Here is a 15,767-nt window from a genome sequence, read left to right on the forward strand (position 1 = left end):
ATACAAAATCATTAAACAAAACCTATATTTTTTCTATTAATTCTGCCATAGAATTAAAAACGACTATTCTATCAGATAGATTTTCTTTGTCAATAAACTGAGTCAACCATCCGGTATACCAGAGTTCAGTAGTATCATCTAATAATTCATCTGTCATTTGAGCTATATACTCGTTAATTACATTTCGTTCCGGCTGAACCGTTAGATAAGACACAAAAACAATGGATTCAAAATGTTTTTTCAGGTCTTTTAAGTTATCAATGGGCATACTCTCCCCTAAATAGACTGTTTTATAACCACTTAACAAAATTTCGTAATTCAGATACATCAACCCCAACTCATGTATTTCATTCATCGGAAGTGAAAGTACAAAAACCTTGTCTAATTTAATAGGTTTTTCCGCCTGAAGTTTTTCTGTGTTGACTAATACTTTTTGTTTGATTAAGTAGCTGATAAAATGCTCGTGAGCGGGAGTTATAGTATCAGTTTGCCATAACAAACCTAATTCTTCAAGCAAAGGAATAAATACCTGATGAAATATTTCCTTGAATGACTTTTCTTCATTCAGCCAATTGTAAGTGTTTAAAAAAAGTTCTTGATCAAAGTTCATCATCGCCATTTTGAAAGCGGTAATAGCATGATTTTTAGCACTCTTTGAAGATACAATTTCCCTTACCATCAGCGGAATTTGATCCTCTGGATAAGCAGAAATTTTAGATATTTTATATCCGTAATCGTGTAATAAAGTAATGTTCAACAGTTTTTGCAAACTCGCTAAATCATACAATCTGATATTAGTATCTGTGCGCATGGGTTGCAGCACATTATATCTTTTTTCCCAAATACGTATGGTGTGTGCTTTTATACCAGAAAGATTTTCAAGATCCTTAATACTAAAAACATTTTTTATATTGTTCATTATTTATTCATATTTATTAAACAAATATAGTTTATTTATTTGTTATAAATCTGAAAACAAATTAAAACTATCCGTTTAAAGGAGCTTTCTCGAAGGAATTCAGTTTGTCTAAATACAAAATAGTTTTAGAATTGTCGGTACTTCGGGTGTACATTGGTTCAAATTTAGCCCCGTAAATTACTTCCTCAAAAGTATAGGAAGTACGAGTAGCGACGGTATTACTAAACATATCATCAAATGTTTTCACAAAAACAAGGATTTCACCTTGCGTATTAGCATAATCATCTTTTGTAAATTGGTATAGGGGACTTTCTTCCGTAATGGGGTGTACTAAGGTCCAGCTTAATGGAAGTGCATTAACCTTTTCCAATTCTAAATCCAACGAGTAGAATTTATTGACCTTCTTTCCGTTTTCTTCAATGCTCATTCCCAGAGTTATTTTAGCTTCTGCATCAGTAAAATTCGTATTTTTAAAAGGTGTTAAGCGTATCATCAGCCCTGAAATTTCTCCGTAAGGCGCAATCACCGCATTGTGAGAGAATTTTAGAAAAGCGGTGGGTTTACTAAATCTTCCAAAGAACAATCCTGTTGCAATGGCAAAACTTAACAAACCTATTAAAGCCTCGGCAGCTGAAAGTGCACTGGTCAAAAAACCGGTGGGACTGATATGTCCATAACCAACGGTGGTAAACGTTTGTGCGCTAAAAAAATAAGCCTGTCCAAATTTTACCCATTCACTATCTGTACTTGTAATTCCGTTTAAATGTTCGATCCCAATTACATAATAAATAGTGGCAAATATAAAATTGATACTCACATAAAAGGAGAGAACAATCAGCATAAATCTCCACACTGCCATATCAATCATTGTGTGATACCAGCTAATGCGCTGTAAAATAGGCATCCCTCGCTTTTCTACATTAGCGCTTCCGTTTTTATTCACAAAACGGCCGCCATAACTACTAGCATTAGTGCCAAATCCTGTATTTTTATCTGCTTTTGCTCTTAAGTTTATTCTTTCTAACAATGCCATTTCCTATGTCTTATATAAAACCAAAAATAGATAAAATTAATTAGCATCCAAGAATTATGTTCCATCATAAACTGACCATCATAAACAACGATAAACATTCCTAATTAAATCCGCTTCAAAACACCTTCAACAATGAGTCGCATAAACCATAAGCCCTTTAGCAGCAGAATACTTAGAAATAATGTAACACAAGGATATTGTTTTTCAATTAACTTTTATATACAGTTGATTTACAACTAATAAACAATCAAGCCCCTTCGTGAAAAAAGTTTAAAGTCCGTTATCAATTACAGCCCAAACTCGCAACACCAACTCTTTTTATTTGATTTTTAGTCTATAAAATCTAATTCAATGAGGACATTACCGGCAAATCCTTTTTGGCAGTTTGACCTTCCTTATTAGTTCCAGAAACTGAATAGCAGTCCCTTGGGATTGTCACAAAAAATCCAACGAATAAATTTTATAATACAAATAAATTTATATTTACCATTTCAGAACTAACTGAAAATCAGTACCTTTATGTAAAAAGTAGTATTTTATCGTATAAAACAATAAGACATGTATAACGAGATTTTAAAAAACCGAATGGAAGCCGCCATTTTGCTTTCGAAAAAATTGAAAAAGTACAAAAATAGTAATTCGGTTGTTTTGGCCGTACCCAGAGGAGGTGTACCCCTGGGTTATGAAATTGCTAAAAATTTACAACTTCCTTTAGACATTGTACTTTCTAAAAAAATTGGGCATCCCTCCAATAAAGAATTTGCAATTGGCGCCGTTTCGATGGATTCTACCGTTATAGATGAACATCTTGATGTCTCAAAGGAATACGTAGAAAATGAAATTGTCCGACTCCGTAGTGTCCTTCGCGAAAAATACAAACGCTATAGAGGCGATAGAGAACCCCTAGTCATTAAGCATAAGAATGTTATCCTCGTAGATGATGGAATAGCTACAGGAAACACCCTGCTAGCAAGTATAGCAATGTTGCGGAAACAGCATCCTGCAAGAATAATTGTTGCCGTTCCAGTCTTACCCTACGACACTATTCCCCTATTTGAAAAAAAAACGGATGAACTCGTCTATTTGATCGCCTCAAAACATTTCAGGGGCGTGGGCGGATTTTATGAAGATTTTCAGCAGGTTGAAGACGAAGAAGTAATCCAAATGCTAGGAACCACCTACCCCATTGCTTGAATACTATATAAGACAAAAAATTACTTATTCTAAGAATGAAAATTATGAAAAAACTAGAACTAGACATCCCCTTAACTTATGTGACACTAAAAGGAAATTTAATAATTCCCGAAGGGGCAACTGGAATTGTTGTATTTTCCCATGGAAGTGGTAGTAGTCGGTTCAGTACCAGAAACAGAATGGTGGCTAAACTCATTCAAAAACAAAAAATAGGTACTTTACTATTTGACTTGCTGACAGTAGAAGAAGATAGCGTTTACGAAAATAGATTTAATATCGATCTATTAGTCAGCCGCTTGATCGAGACGACTGAATGGCTTATGAAATATAAAGAAGTGAAAGGTTTACCCATTGGTTATTTTGGAGCCAGTACAGGAGCGGCTTCAGCATTGCGGGCAGCGGCTTATTTTGGCGATGTGATAAAAGCGGTGGTCTCTCGCGGCGGTCGACCTGACTTAGCATTAAGCGCCTTGCATCAGGTGACGGCTCCTACGTTACTAATTGTAGGCGGCGATGATATGCCTGTAATCGAAATGAACAAAACGGCTTATGACGAATTACATTGCACAAAAGAAATGAAAGTTGTGACCGGGGCCACCCATCTATTCGAAGAACCAGGAAAACTCTCAGAAGTCGCTGATCTAGGGATTAGTTGGTATAAAAAACATTTGGCAACTGAAAAGGAGTATCATTAAATTCCAATCACAATACTTCTAAAATCCCAATCATGGGATTTTTTTAGTTCTCGAAAGAAACACATACTTGAGCAGTAAATCTACAATTTAGACTCATTTTTTTTTATATTTGACAATAAGAAACAAACATTCAAAATGCTCGATAAAAAATTAATTGAAGACCATCCTTATATTAGTTACACTAAACCCATTCTTTCTAACGAAGAAATGCTAGAGCGCTCCATCTCTTTTTATGAAGCTATGGACAGCAGGCGTTCAGTAAGGGAATTTTCAAATCGAGCTGTACCTCGCGAAGTGATTGAAAATCTACTAAAAACAGCTTCTACGGCTCCTTCGGGCGCGCACAAACAACCGTGGACTTTTTGCGTGGTCGAAAATCCCGAAATTAAAAAACAAATCCGTATCGCTGCCGAAGAAGAAGAACAACAAAGTTATGAATCCCGTATGTCAAGCGATTGGCTCGAAGATTTAAAACCTTTAGGAACAGATTGGCGCAAGCCTTTTCTAGAAACCGCTCCCTACCTCATCATCGTTTTTAGGCGCATTTATGAATTTGCTACTGACGGCAAGAAGAAAAATAATTATTATGTTCAAGAAAGTGTGGGCATAGCCGCCGGTTTTTTGTTGGCAGCAATACATAATGCTGGTTTGGTTTCCTTAACCCATACTCCTAGCCCAATGAATTTCTTGACCAAAACCCTAAACCGACCGGAAAATGAAAAACCTTTTCTATTGATTCCAGTGGGCTATCCAGCCGAAGACTGTTGGGTTCCGGACATACAAAGAAAAGGACTCGAAGACATTTGTGTTTTCTATTGATTGCTACAAAAGCGTACCATTATATAAATGTAAGGACTATGAAGAAATTAACTAAAGAAGATATTAGTCAGGAAGTATTTGACCTATACGATGACTACGCCCACAACAAAATTGATAGAAGAAGGTTTGTTGAAAAATTATCCTTGTTTGCCGTAGGAGCTCTTACTGTTCCTTCCTTACTTAGTTTTATGACGCCTAATTATTTGGATTCTATTTTGATTAAACCTGGTGATCCAAGGTTAAAATCAGAATACATGACCTATGAATCCCCGAAAGGTGGAGGAAAAATCAAGGCGCTTTTATCTCAGCCAACGGGGACAAAAAAGAAACTACCCGGAGTTATCGTAGTACACGAAAATCGCGGACTAAACCCTTATATCGAAGATGTAGCCCGAAGAGCTGCCTTAGAAGGGTTCATCACTTTAGCACCGGATGCCTTATCTCCATTAGGCGGTTATCCAGGGAACGACGACGATGGAAGAGAATTACAAAAAAAACGGACACGTGAAGAAATGCTCGAAGACTTCATTGCAGCCTATGACTATCTCAAGTCTCACAAAGACTGTAATGGTCAAGTAGGTGTTGTAGGCTTTTGTTTTGGAGGTTGGATAGCCAATATGATGGCGGTTAAAATCCCAACTTTAGCGGCAGCGGTGCCCTATTACGGTGGTCAGCCCACTACCGAAGAAGCCGCGCAAATAAAAGCTCCGCTATTACTGCACTACGCAGGATTAGATAGCCGAGTAAATGAGGGTTGGCCTGCCTATGAAGCCATTCTCAAAAAGAACAAAGTAGAAAATACTGCTTTTTTCTATCCCAGAGTCAATCATGGTTTTCACAACAACACAACCCCCAGATATGATGAAGCTGCGGCTACGGTATCATGGACACGAACAATTGATTTTTTTAAACAAAAACTAAACAAATAATAGATTATGGCATCAGGAATTTTTGCACTGCTGGACGATATTGCAGCACTTATGGATGACGTTGTGGTGATGAGTAAAATCGCGACCAAAAAAACCGCAGGAATATTAGGTGATGATTTGGCTGTCAATGCTGAAAAGGCATCAGGATTTGTTTCCTCTAGAGAAATTCCCGTATTGTGGGCCATAACAAAAGGCTCTTTGTTAAATAAATTGATCATCCTACCGCTGGCATTGCTATTAAGTTATTTTGTACCGTGGTTAATCACGGTCGTACTTATATTAGGAGCTATTTATCTTGCTTTCGAAGGTGCCGAAAAAATATACGAATATATAATTCCTCATGAACATGAGGTCGTTAAAATTGAAACCATAATTCCTAGTAAAGAGGAAGTATTAACGCTCGAAAAAGGAAAAATAAAAGCAGCCATATTAACTGACTTTATATTATCGATAGAAATCGTGATTATAGCCTTGGGTAGTGTAGAAGGAAAACCGATTGCTACCCAAATTATTGTAGTCACTTTTATCGCCTTTTTAGCCACCGTAGGAGTCTATGGAATTGTAGCCGCGATTGTACGAATGGACGATTTAGGAATGCTACTAACAGCTAATAAAAGTAAAACCTCTAAATTTATTGGTAAGCAGCTGATACAATTACTACCCATAGTTATTAAAAGCCTAGGCTTTGTAGGAACCATCGCTTTGATTTTGGTCGCAGGAGGAATATTCATGCACAAAATTGAACCGCTGCATCATTTATTACAAAACCTGCCTTCAATAGTAGGAGAATCCCTTGCTGGACTAGTTGGTGGAATCTTAGCATTAGTGATTGTGAAAGCATTTAAAAAAATATTTGGCAAGAAAAACAATGCCGTTAAAAATCCAGACACTACAAATTAATGATTGCGATAAAACAAATCGATACCAGCAATGCTCTTTACCCAAATGAACAAGATTTAAGAAACCGTATTTTACTGCGCCCCATTGGTATTCCAGACCATACTTGGGAAATGCACGATGAAAAAGCCTGGCATTTTGTGGCGGTTGAAAATGATACTGTTATCGGATGCGTGGTATTGAATCCGCTAAATCCTATAAAAACCAAAACCCAACTGATGCAGATGGCTGTTGAAACCAACCAGCAAGGAAAAGGCATTGGAAAATTACTAGTAAAGGAATTGCTGTCTTTTTGCAAATCTAATGGAATTGAAGAAGTGGTTTGCCACGCACGAGACAATGCCGTTCCCTTTTATCTAAATTTAGGGTTTGAAATCTATGACGATCCTTTTACGGAGGTTGGTATTCCTCATGAACACATGAGAATTCGAGTAGCAAATTAAAAGCTATAAATATCCACGACTACAAGATGTACCATAACACAATCACAGTAAAAGAACTGAAATTCAAACTCCTATAAGAACTGAGAATAGTAATTAAATAAAATAGTATGTGTTTAATTTTAGAAATATACGCTATTGGGTAGTACATCTATAAAAGTTGACTATCTTTAATAAAATCTAAAAACAGAAAAAAAATGAAAGCATTAGTTTATTATGGCGATCATAAAATCGCTTTAGAAGAAAGACCTAAACCAACAATCATAAAACCAACAGATGTAATTGTAAAAGTATTAAAAACAACTATTTGTGGAACAGACTTAGGTATTTACAAAGGTAAAAATCCCGAAATTGAAAGTGGACGTATTCTTGGTCATGAAGGAATAGGTATTATTGAAGAAGTTGGTCCTAGTGTATCGCAATTTAAAAAGGGAGAAAAAGTATTAATCTCATGTATTACTTCTTGTGGTTCTTGCGAATATTGTAAAAAACAAATGTATGCTCATTGTACTGATGGAGGTTGGATCTTAGGATATATGATTGATGGCGTTCAAGCAGAATATGTTAGAATTCCGCATGCTGATAATAGCTTACATAGAATCCCTGAAAGCATTGATGATGAAATAGCCGTTTTGTTAAGCGATATTCTGCCAACAGGCCATGAAATAGGGGTTCAATACGGAAACGTAAAGCCTGGCGATGAAATTGCAATAGTTGGCGCAGGTCCGGTAGGGATGTCTGTCCTTTTAACAGCGCAGTTCTACTCTCCCTCTAAAATAATCATGATTGATTTAGATGACAACCGCCTTAAGTTAGCCAAAGAATTAGGTGCTACACATACTATTAATTCTGGAACTACAAACGTTGAAGAAGCCGTTAAAGAAATAGTGGGTGGTGATGGTGTAGATGTGGCTATTGAAGCGGTTGGTATTCCTTCAACTTGGGATATTTGTCAAAAAATAGTTAAACCAGGAGCTCACATTGCCAATGTAGGCGTTCATGGTGTAAAAGTAGATTTTGATATTCAAAAACTGTGGATTAAAAACCTAACCATAACTACTGGACTTGTAAACACAAATACAACTCCGATGCTATTAAAAGCAGTTTCAAGTAATAGTATAGATTTAAAGAAAATGATTACACATCGTTTCCCTCTTTCTGAACTTGAGCATGCGTATCAAGTGTTTTTAAATGCTGCAGAAGAAAAAGCGTTGAAAATAATTATTACTAATGAATAAATAATGGCCGTAATTAACAGAATAGAAAAATGATCGTAGTTGCTATATTATTTATAATTCTTGGTGTTTTAATAAAATACGGGAAAATGAATTTCCTAATAGCAGGTTATAATACCATGCCGAAGGAGGAAAAGAAAAAACAGGACATTAGAGGAATTGCAACAGTATTTAAAAATGCGATGTTTGGTATGGCTTTACTAATTATTATTGGCTTTTTTACTGCGAAATGGTTTGAAAGTCCAAAAATTGAAGATTATACTTTTTGGAGTTCCATACTTATTGGAGTTCCATATTTGTTGATTAAATCCAATTCAAAAAAATACAAAATTAAAGGATGACTTATGACTAGTCCATTTGAAAACTCACTGCAAAAAATCGGGAGACTATGGACACCATAAGTATGAATCCTTTGAAAAGTATAAATATTTCAAAATTCATTCTATAAAAAAAGCCCCAATCAAGGGGCTTTTCAATATATTCAATTCAAGCTTATTTGCTCAAATACATTTTTCTTCGAGAGTACAATTCGTAGAATTGATCGTCTTTCAGGTCATCAATAAACAAGATACTTTCTCCTGTTGATTTCATCTCTGGTCCTAATGCTTTGTTCACATTATGGAACTTACTGAAAGAGAAAACTGGTTGTTTGATGGCATATCCTTTCAACTGTGGGTTGAATTTGAAATCCGTTACTTTATTGTGGCCTAACATAACTTTAGTCGCATAGTTCACATAAGGTTCACCGTAGGCTTTTGCAATAAATGGAACGGTACGAGATGCTCTAGGATTAGCTTCGATAATATAAACGATATCGTCTTTTATCGCAAACTGTATATTGATTAAACCTACAGTTCTTAAACCTAGTGCAATTTTCTTAGTATGGTCTTTTATTTGTTGCATTACAAATTCACCCAAATTAAACGGTGGCAATGTTGCATTACTATCTCCAGAGTGCACACCGCACGGTTCAATATGCTCCATAATTCCTATGATGTACACGTTTTCTCCGTCGCAAATCGCATCAGCCTCAGCTTCAATCGCACCATCAAGATAGTGGTCTAAAAGCAATTTGTTTCCTGGAATGGTTTTCAATAAATTGACAACATGTTCTTCCAGTTCTTGCTTGTTGATTACAATTTTCATTCCCTGACCACCCAACACATAAGAAGGACGAATCAATAATGGAAAGTCTAATACATCAGCTAAAGCAGACGCTTCATCAGCTGTTTCTGCAATTCCAAATTGTGGGAAAGGAATTTCTAATTCCGTTAGCAATTCAGAGAAACGTCCTCTATCTTCGGCTAAATCCAAAGCATCAAAGCTGGTTCCTATAATTTTTATTCCGTATTTAGATAATTTTTCAGCTAATTTCAAAGCAGTTTGTCCACCAAGCTGTACAATTACTCCTTCTGGTTTCTCATGTTGGATAATATCGTAGATATGCTCCCAGAAAACTGGTTCGAAGTACAACTTGTCTGCTGTATCAAAATCAGTCGAAACTGTTTCTGGATTACAGTTGATCATGATAGTTTCGTAACCACACTCTTGAGCAGCCAATACTCCGTGTACACAAGAATAATCAAATTCGATTCCTTGTCCAATTCTATTTGGGCCTGACCCAAGAACAATTATTTTCTTTTTATCAGTAACAATACTTTCATTGTCTACATAACGTGTTCCGTCTGCCTTTTCAATTTCGGCTTCAAAAGTCGAGTAGTAATAAGGTGTCTTTGCTTTGAACTCTGCCGCACAAGTATCCACTAATTTGAATATGCGATTGACATTCATGGTCATTCTCAAAGCGTGTACCTGACTTTCAAGACAACCTACCATGTGCGCAATTTGTCTGTCGGCAAAACCTTTTTGTTTCGCTTCCAGCAACAATTCTTTTGGCAAAGTATCTACTTTATAAGTAGAAATTTCTTTCTCTAAGGTATAAAGTTCTTCATATTGTTTCAAGAACCACATATCAATTTTAGTGATTTCATGGATACGACTCAAAGGAATTCCCATGGCAATAGCATCGTAAATCACAAAAACACGGTCCCAACTTGCAAAAGTCAGTTTCTCGATAATTTGTTCGTAGTTTGTATACCCTTTACCGTCAGCACCTAGACCATTTCGTTTTATTTCTAATGATTGCGTGGCTTTGTGCAAAGCTTCTTGGAACGAACGTCCAATTCCCATCACTTCACCAACCGATTTCATTTGAAGTCCTAAAGTTCTATCAGCTCCTTCGAATTTATCAAAGTTCCAACGTGGTATTTTTACAATTACATAATCCAAAGTCGGTTCGAATAAAGCCGAAGTCGATTTGGTAATTTGATTTTGTAATTCATCTAAGTTGTACCCCAAAGCTAATTTGGTAGCAATCTTTGCAATAGGATAACCGGTTGCTTTAGACGCTAATGCAGAAGAACGCGATACACGAGGGTTAATTTCAATTGCTACGATATCTTCTTTTTCATCAGGCGAAACGGCAAACTGCACGTTACAACCTCCTGCAAAATTACCAATACTACGCATCATCAAAATTGCATAATCACGCATTCTTTGGAAAGTCGGATCAGATAACGTCATCGCTGGCGCCACTGTGATGGAATCTCCAGTATGAATTCCCATAGGATCCATATTTTCGATCGAACAGATAATTACAACATTGTCGTTTTTATCTCTCAAGAGCTCCAACTCATATTCTTTCCAACCCATTAAAGCTTTATCAATCAACACCTCATGAATGGGTGATGCTTCTAAACCTCTGGTTAAAAGTTCATCAAAATCTTCTTTTTTATACACAATAGCTGCTCCAGTTCCTCCTAAAGTAAAAGAAGGACGAATCACTAACGGGAAACCAAATTCCTGTGCAATCTCTTTACCTCTAAGGTAAGAAGTACATATCTCTGCAGGTGCAGACGGTACTCCAATTTTCTTAAGCAATTGTTTAAACTGCTCTCTGTCCTCAGTAATATTAATGGCATTTACATCAACACCTATCATTCTTACTCCGAAATCCTGCCAAATTCCTTTTTCATCTGCTTCTAAACACAAGTTCAAAGCCGTTTGTCCACCCATAGTAGGTAAGACAGCATCGATTTGAGGATGTGCTTTTAGAATTTCAATGATCGACTTAGTTGTTAGGGGTTTCAAATAAATATGATCGGCCATGGATGGGTCGGTCATAATCGTTGCCGGATTCGAATTTATAAGGATAACCTCAATTCCTTCCTCACGGATAGAACGAGCTGATTGTGATCCTGCATAATCAAATTCACATGCTTGACCAATAACAATAGGACCTGAACCTATAATTAAGACTGATTTTATGGATGTATCTTTTGGCATTGTATTGAAATTATTGTGTTGTGTAGTTATTTTTAGAAAGGCTAAAGTTACTGAACTTAAATACCTTAACCCTGAACCTTCATTAAATTTTAACGATTAGGTATAAAAAAAGGCGATACTAAAAAAAGTAACGCCTTATTTATGTTTATACAAACATTATTTTTTGTGTCTTGGTTCGCAAGAAACAGTCAACTTATGTCTTCCTTTAGCTCTTCTTCTAGCAAGAACTTTTCTTCCATTCGGAGTCTCCATTCTGTCCATGAATCCGTGCTTATTTCTTCTTTTTCTTTTCGATGGTTGAAACGTTCTTTTGCTCATTGCTTTGTATCTTTAAAATCTTATTTATATGTCTTCCCGTTTTTGAATATCTGTTACCCTAAAACCGAGTGCAAATATACAAAGACTTTTTTTTCTCACAAGTAGTTTTGTAAAAATATTTTCAATTCATTTTACTATATTTGCGTTCATAAAACAAACTCACTATGTTTCACAAGAATATCAAACTTATTATCGCCGGACTTCTCGTAATTACTGGCATTTGGCAATTTACTGAAAACAATATCGGCAATGGGATTTTCCTTATATTATTGACTGCAATTCCGATTTTCCTTTATTTCAAAAATGAATTCATCCTTTTAGCATTCTTAAAACTAAGAAAACAAGATTTTGAAGGAGCAAAAAAATGGTTGTCATTCATTAAAAATCCAAAATCTGCTTTAGTAAGAAAACAACAAGGGTACTTCAATTACCTACACGGAATCATGCTTTCGCAAACTAATATCAATCAAGCAGAGAAATATTTCAAAAAAGCAATCGAATTGGGATTGTCTATGGATATGGACTTGGCTGTTGCCAAATTGAATCTGGCAGGAGTTGCGATGTCAAGAAGAAGAAAGCTAGAAGCCACTAACCTTCTTAACGAAGCAAAAAGACTAGACAAACAAGGTATGCTGAAAGAACAGATTACCATGATGAAAGGTCAAATGAAAAAGATATAATTTAAAAAAGGGCAAATGATTTCATTTTGCCCTTTTTTATTATACTTAATCTCAGTGATAAAAAACGCAGCTTCGCAGGTCTATTGAAAAATAGTAATTGCGAAGCTGCATTTTTTTATACAATCTCCAAAAGCACGGTACTCTACCACCTTTTCCTTTCGTCATTTTTCAAAGAGAAGAAATCCTCCAATAACCAATAAAGTAACTGCAAAAACTCTCTTTAATATTTTTTGATCAATATGAATAGCCAATTTACTTCCGAAATAACCGCCTACCACAAACACCAGTGAAATTATGATGGCAAAGCGCCAATCTATAAATCCCGCTTTATGATAATTTATTACGGCAAGCAAGGTAACTGGCGGCAATAAAGCAGCTAAACTAGTTCCCTGGGCCTGTGTTTGTGTAAATCCCATCAACAACAAAAGCGGAACCATTATAATCCCTCCTCCTATTCCAATTAATCCACTCAAAACGCCAGCAGTCAAGCCAATGCACATTAACAAAATTATAGTTTGAATCGTCATTTTCATGTCGTTTTAGATTAATATCCACTTAATGGAATTTCGATTGTATATTTTTTATTGGTTGGATTTTCTAATTTTTTATCCCTCAGCCAAGGATTGTGAATTTTCAAAATCTTATAGTTTATACCCTGTGCTTTGGCAAAATCGGCTAAGTCCAAAACGGTACTGTCCACGGCAATTTTTTTGGTTGGCAATATCGTATATAATTCTTCGTCTGCCAAAGAGAACCCATATTTTTCAGGATTTTTCATAATTTCCTTTAGTGCTAAAATTCGGAATACATAACGAGACGTCTCCTCGGTAAGCAGCAAATCATAGTAATTGGATTCTTTTTGAATATCCATTTGCCTATTTACCCCAGCCATTCCTCCATTATATGAGGCAGCAGCTAATGTCCAGGTTCCAAATTTTGCTTTCGCAATTAAAAAATAACTACAAGCTGCCTGTGTCGATTTTTCTAAATCGTAGCGCTCATCAACAATATCATTCACTTCCATCCCTCTTTCCTTAGCTGTTTCAGGCATAAATTGCCATACTCCTCTCGCACCGGCACCAGATACTGCATTGACCAAACCACTTTCTATCACTGCTAGATACTTAAAATCATCAGGAATACCGTTTTCTTTAAGAATGGGTTCAATAACAGGGAAAGCTCGGTTCGCTCTTTTTATTGCTAAAATAGTGGAAGCATGAAGATTTATGTTCACGACCAACTCTCGATCCAAGCGTTCTTTGACATCCGAAATTCTCAGCGGTGTCTCTTCTCCTGCAAAATTAGCCGTGGCAGGAAAATAGGAAGACACATAAGCTTTATCTATTTTGTCTTTGGGTTCATAAGCAGTCGCAAAAATCAAAAGACCACTTGCAAAAACTATTGTAAGGATGATACTTATTCTTTCTATTCTTTTCATTTTTCTCGTTTTTAGCATGTATATCAGGCCGCAACAATCAATCCACAGTTGCCTTTGTATCTAAAATAACAGCTGCCAAATTAGCATTAAACCACCTGTATTTATTCAAAATCATGATATGGGTTCCTCCCTCTACTACGGTACATTCTTTGATATACTTTATTGGAAAAACATCATCCATATCACCATGAATATGGATTACGCTTTCATCAACGACTGTCCTATCCCAAAGAATTACTTTCTCTACTGCCCATTCTAAATATCCGATATCGCGAACTGACAGGAATTTTTCATATAATTTCAATCGATGATTAATTTTTGCACCAAAGGAAAATTTAGCTAAATTCTCCAAATTCAATATCAAACTCATCGGAATCAACTTATAAGCCTTAGTGGTCTTGGCAATTTTCATCCTTCGGGGGAATTCCAAATTACTTTTTACACTCGAGATGATAATTACTTTTCTAGCATCAATATGCTTTGCCATTTCCTGAACCAGAATACCACCAAACGAAACGCCAATTAAAACTGGGTTTTCACGTTTAATTTTTTCGGCAATTCTTTTAGCATACTCGTCCAAAGACTCCTTAGCCAGCGGAATCTCCCATTCTAAAAGATGTACTTCAAAATCAACATCCGGAAGCTGTATTCTCTCAAAAATTGCAGCACTGGCCGCTAATCCCGGCATAAAATAAACTGGTATTTTACTCATAATTGTGTTCCCTAATTTTACAACAGATTGCCATCTAATTATTACAAATTTCCTATAAAATTAATTTTTTTATTGAAACCAACTTCGAATCTTCCTTTATATTAGCATTAAATTATGACTAATTCACTTCAGAAATCTAAAACTGAAGGCATAGCAGCTTTAGGATAACCTAAGATCAATTGCTACCTTTCCTTTGGATATTTATGCCATTCCCTTCCAATTTATCTTAAAATATTAAAACTCCATTCGGTAATAAAGCATTAAAAGTGGATAAGTGATTCAGGCCATAAGTACCCTAACAAGAGTAGAACACTGCGAAATTAATACGAGCCAAAATTAACTTACAAAAACACTGTAAGGACCTATTTTTACTGACAAAGAGTAAGTTAACATTAAGTTATAAGTTAAAATAATTTGATACTGAGAAGCAAAGCGATACCTTTGTAAAGGTTTTTTTATAAAAAAAACACAACACTATAAATATAATATTGGTTCATTGACAAACTTTTTTTAATTTTTTTAATTTTAGAAAACAACACTACCACAATACATAAGGTACACTTCACTATAAAACGGCGTTTATCTGTTTTTTTTTACTTAGGGTCATTAGCATTAAATAACCAAGTTTTGATAGCCAGAAGCAATCAAGAAAGCGGTTGGTTTTTATTAATTTGAAATAAAAACAACACTAAATCTAAAAAATTTATTGGTTAAAATACCAATAAATCCTCAATAATAAAACTTGGATAAACATTACCCAAGTCATAAATACTTAAACAAACAATATGGAACAATCTAATATCATCATGGAAATCAAAGACAATACTTTCGCAAGACAATTTGAAACTACAGTAGAAGAAGGGTTAGTTTCAGTTGAATATTCTTTTCAAGAAAAAAAAATATTTTTGACAAAAATAAATACACCAGATCAATTTGAAAATGAAGAATTTGTAGCTCAGTTACTTTCTGAAATAATGGCAATTGCCATTGAACGAAAATTAAAAGTAGTTCCAATACTTCCGAAAATCGTGGTGTTTTTTAAAAAAAACCCCATTTACAAAGAACTGCTTCCTCCTGGAATTAGGCTTTAAGAAAAAGCGGCTGTATCATTTA

General features: G+C 35.5%; 17 protein-coding genes. 10 read left to right on the plus strand and 7 right to left on the minus strand.

What is annotated here, in order from left to right:
* Positions 1 to 22 precede the first annotated feature (22 nt).
* Together AC4PRO_RS12860 and AC4PRO_RS12865 are read right to left on the minus strand one after the other, a co-directional pair.
* Positions 23 to 919 (minus strand): MerR family transcriptional regulator, encoded by an 897-nt coding sequence (locus AC4PRO_RS12860; RefSeq protein WP_074723521.1) that lies wholly within the window; start codon positions 917 to 919, stop codon positions 23 to 25.
* A gap of 67 nt (positions 920 to 986) precedes the next feature.
* Positions 987 to 1,952 (minus strand): ion channel, encoded by a 966-nt coding sequence (locus tag AC4PRO_RS12865; RefSeq protein ID WP_074723520.1) that lies wholly within the window; start codon positions 1,950 to 1,952, stop codon positions 987 to 989.
* A 558-nt stretch (positions 1,953 to 2,510) separates the two neighbouring features.
* Between AC4PRO_RS12865 and AC4PRO_RS12870 the strand changes: the two genes are divergently transcribed.
* The 8 genes from AC4PRO_RS12870 (at position 2,511) to AC4PRO_RS12905 (ending at position 8,502) form a co-directional block, all read left to right on the plus strand.
* The gene (locus tag AC4PRO_RS12870; RefSeq protein WP_492117620.1) at positions 2,511 to 3,146 is read left to right on the plus strand and encodes a phosphoribosyltransferase; all 636 of its coding nucleotides are present in this window, start codon (positions 2,511 to 2,513) and stop codon (positions 3,144 to 3,146) included.
* 35 nt (positions 3,147 to 3,181) lie between these two features.
* The gene (locus tag AC4PRO_RS12875; protein WP_492117621.1) at positions 3,182 to 3,841 is read left to right on the plus strand and encodes a dienelactone hydrolase family protein; all 660 of its coding nucleotides are present in this window, start codon (positions 3,182 to 3,184) and stop codon (positions 3,839 to 3,841) included.
* Between the two features lie 135 nt (positions 3,842 to 3,976).
* The gene (locus AC4PRO_RS12880; RefSeq protein WP_492117622.1) at positions 3,977 to 4,660 is read left to right on the plus strand and encodes a nitroreductase family protein; all 684 of its coding nucleotides are present in this window, start codon (positions 3,977 to 3,979) and stop codon (positions 4,658 to 4,660) included.
* 38 nt (positions 4,661 to 4,698) lie between these two features.
* Positions 4,699 to 5,589 (plus strand): dienelactone hydrolase family protein, encoded by an 891-nt coding sequence (locus AC4PRO_RS12885; RefSeq protein ID WP_492117623.1) that lies wholly within the window; start codon positions 4,699 to 4,701, stop codon positions 5,587 to 5,589.
* Positions 5,590 to 5,595: 6 nt separating this feature from the next.
* Positions 5,596 to 6,489 carry a DUF808 domain-containing protein gene (locus tag AC4PRO_RS12890; protein ID WP_074723517.1) on the plus strand — a complete coding sequence of 298 codons (894 nt, stop codon included), beginning with the start codon at positions 5,596 to 5,598 and terminating at the stop codon, positions 6,487 to 6,489.
* Entirely contained in the window at positions 6,489 to 6,929 is a 441-nt protein-coding gene (locus AC4PRO_RS12895; protein WP_492117624.1) for a GNAT family N-acetyltransferase, read from the plus strand. Before AC4PRO_RS12890 ends, AC4PRO_RS12895 begins: the two co-directional genes overlap by 1 nt.
* Positions 6,930 to 7,123: 194 nt before the next feature.
* On the plus strand, positions 7,124 to 8,164 hold the full coding sequence (locus AC4PRO_RS12900; RefSeq protein WP_074723515.1) for a zinc-dependent alcohol dehydrogenase family protein: 1,041 nt from the start codon (positions 7,124 to 7,126) through the stop codon (positions 8,162 to 8,164).
* Between the two features lie 29 nt (positions 8,165 to 8,193).
* Entirely contained in the window at positions 8,194 to 8,502 is a 309-nt protein-coding gene (locus AC4PRO_RS12905; protein WP_492117625.1) for a DUF3784 domain-containing protein, read from the plus strand.
* Between the two features lie 151 nt (positions 8,503 to 8,653).
* On the opposite strand, the gene carB is transcribed toward AC4PRO_RS12905, so the two are convergent.
* Positions 8,654 to 11,506, minus strand: coding sequence for a carbamoyl-phosphate synthase large subunit (carB, locus tag AC4PRO_RS12910; RefSeq protein WP_074723513.1), 2,853 nt, complete (start codon positions 11,504 to 11,506; stop codon positions 8,654 to 8,656).
* A gap of 156 nt (positions 11,507 to 11,662) precedes the next feature.
* Positions 11,663 to 11,824, minus strand: coding sequence for a 50S ribosomal protein L34 (rpmH, locus tag AC4PRO_RS12915; RefSeq protein WP_074723512.1), 162 nt, complete (start codon positions 11,822 to 11,824; stop codon positions 11,663 to 11,665).
* A 164-nt stretch (positions 11,825 to 11,988) separates the two neighbouring features.
* Here rpmH and AC4PRO_RS12920 point away from each other — a divergent pair, with 164 nt between their 5' ends.
* A complete protein-coding gene (locus AC4PRO_RS12920) occupies positions 11,989 to 12,504 on the plus strand; it encodes a DUF2892 domain-containing protein (protein ID WP_492117626.1) in 516 nt (171 codons plus the stop codon).
* A 161-nt stretch (positions 12,505 to 12,665) separates the two neighbouring features.
* On the opposite strand, the gene AC4PRO_RS12925 is transcribed toward AC4PRO_RS12920, so the two are convergent.
* From AC4PRO_RS12925 to AC4PRO_RS12935, 3 genes are read right to left on the minus strand one after another with little or no spacing between them, the layout of a single operon-like run.
* The gene (locus AC4PRO_RS12925; protein ID WP_074723595.1) at positions 12,666 to 13,031 is read right to left on the minus strand and encodes a sulfite exporter TauE/SafE family protein; all 366 of its coding nucleotides are present in this window, start codon (positions 13,029 to 13,031) and stop codon (positions 12,666 to 12,668) included.
* Positions 13,032 to 13,048: 17 nt separating this feature from the next.
* A complete protein-coding gene (locus AC4PRO_RS12930) occupies positions 13,049 to 13,942 on the minus strand; it encodes a lytic transglycosylase domain-containing protein (RefSeq protein ID WP_492117627.1) in 894 nt (297 codons plus the stop codon).
* A gap of 37 nt (positions 13,943 to 13,979) precedes the next feature.
* Entirely contained in the window at positions 13,980 to 14,654 is a 675-nt protein-coding gene (locus tag AC4PRO_RS12935; protein ID WP_492117628.1) for an alpha/beta hydrolase, read from the minus strand.
* Positions 14,655 to 15,460: 806 nt separating this feature from the next.
* Here AC4PRO_RS12935 and AC4PRO_RS12940 point away from each other — a divergent pair.
* Positions 15,461 to 15,745, plus strand: a complete 285-nt coding sequence (locus tag AC4PRO_RS12940) for a GNAT family N-acetyltransferase (protein WP_074723593.1) — start codon at positions 15,461 to 15,463, stop codon at positions 15,743 to 15,745.
* Positions 15,746 to 15,767 lie beyond the last annotated feature (22 nt).

It is taken from the genome of Flavobacterium sp. DW-iso2 (assembly GCF_058725285.1).

Excerpts from the sequence above, each read along its gene's own strand:
- AC4PRO_RS12860 (WP_074723521.1), bottom strand. The coding sequence starts at position 919 with ATGAACAATATAAAAAATGTTTTTAGTATTAAGGATCTTGAAAATCTT.
- AC4PRO_RS12865 (WP_074723520.1), bottom strand. The coding sequence starts at position 1,952 with ATGGCATTGTTAGAAAGAATAAACTTAAGAGCAAAAGCAGATAAAAAT.
- AC4PRO_RS12870 (WP_492117620.1), top strand. The coding sequence starts at position 2,511 with ATGTATAACGAGATTTTAAAAAACCGAATGGAAGCCGCCATTTTGCTT.
- AC4PRO_RS12875 (WP_492117621.1), top strand. The coding sequence starts at position 3,182 with ATGAAAATTATGAAAAAACTAGAACTAGACATCCCCTTAACTTATGTG.
- AC4PRO_RS12880 (WP_492117622.1), top strand. The coding sequence starts at position 3,977 with ATGCTCGATAAAAAATTAATTGAAGACCATCCTTATATTAGTTACACT.
- AC4PRO_RS12885 (WP_492117623.1), top strand. The coding sequence starts at position 4,699 with ATGAAGAAATTAACTAAAGAAGATATTAGTCAGGAAGTATTTGACCTA.
- AC4PRO_RS12890 (WP_074723517.1), top strand. The coding sequence starts at position 5,596 with ATGGCATCAGGAATTTTTGCACTGCTGGACGATATTGCAGCACTTATG.
- AC4PRO_RS12895 (WP_492117624.1), top strand. The coding sequence starts at position 6,489 with ATGATTGCGATAAAACAAATCGATACCAGCAATGCTCTTTACCCAAAT.
- AC4PRO_RS12900 (WP_074723515.1), top strand. The coding sequence starts at position 7,124 with ATGAAAGCATTAGTTTATTATGGCGATCATAAAATCGCTTTAGAAGAA.
- AC4PRO_RS12905 (WP_492117625.1), top strand. The coding sequence starts at position 8,194 with ATGATCGTAGTTGCTATATTATTTATAATTCTTGGTGTTTTAATAAAA.
- carB (WP_074723513.1), bottom strand. The coding sequence starts at position 11,506 with ATGCCAAAAGATACATCCATAAAATCAGTCTTAATTATAGGTTCAGGT.
- rpmH (WP_074723512.1), bottom strand. The coding sequence starts at position 11,824 with ATGAGCAAAAGAACGTTTCAACCATCGAAAAGAAAAAGAAGAAATAAG.
- AC4PRO_RS12920 (WP_492117626.1), top strand. The coding sequence starts at position 11,989 with ATGTTTCACAAGAATATCAAACTTATTATCGCCGGACTTCTCGTAATT.
- AC4PRO_RS12925 (WP_074723595.1), bottom strand. The coding sequence starts at position 13,031 with ATGACGATTCAAACTATAATTTTGTTAATGTGCATTGGCTTGACTGCT.
- AC4PRO_RS12930 (WP_492117627.1), bottom strand. The coding sequence starts at position 13,942 with ATGAAAAGAATAGAAAGAATAAGTATCATCCTTACAATAGTTTTTGCA.
- AC4PRO_RS12935 (WP_492117628.1), bottom strand. The coding sequence starts at position 14,654 with ATGAGTAAAATACCAGTTTATTTTATGCCGGGATTAGCGGCCAGTGCT.
- AC4PRO_RS12940 (WP_074723593.1), top strand. The coding sequence starts at position 15,461 with ATGGAAATCAAAGACAATACTTTCGCAAGACAATTTGAAACTACAGTA.